General features: G+C 32.8%; 1 protein-coding gene. It reads left to right on the forward strand.

What is annotated here, in order from left to right:
• Positions 1-84: 84 nt before the first annotated feature.
• Positions 85-591: LuxE/PaaK family acyltransferase (locus EKL98_RS18355; protein ID WP_449404020.1), on the forward strand; the 507-nt coding region annotated here is incomplete at its 3' end.

Consider the following 591-nt stretch of genomic DNA (forward strand, 5'->3'; position numbering starts at 1 on the left):
GAATAATTAGTTTCAACCTATTTTCTAAAAAACTCCAATTGTAAAGTTGGAGTTTTTTTATTTAATTACTTTTGCAAAAAAAACTTGACTCCAACTCCTGACATATTTTCTATTTCAAGCCTAAAGCAATTTGAAAAAATAGCGCTGAAAGTATTTCGCTTTCAATACGAAAACAACGTAGTCTATCGGGAATTTTGCGATTTTTTGAAAACTAATACTCAAAAAGTTAAATCATTAGAGCAAATTCCGTTTTTACCTATCCAGTTTTTTAAAAGTCATACAGTTGTTTCTAATGAAAATCCCATTCAGAAAACCTTTACCAGCAGCGGAACAACCGGAATGGCTACTAGCAATCACTTCATTACCGACGTCTCTTTATACGAAGAAAGCTATCGAAAAGGTTTCTCCCAATTTTATGGAAATATCGAGGATTATGTGATATTGGCTTTGCTTCCGTCCTATTTAGAGCGCGAAGGTTCCTCTTTGATTTATATGGTTGAAGATTTAATACAAATGACCCACAATCCTGAAAGCGGATTTTACCTTCACAACCACAAAGAACTAATCGAGAAATTAGAAAGATTAGATAAT

It is taken from the genome of Flavobacterium bomense (genome assembly GCF_003970355.1).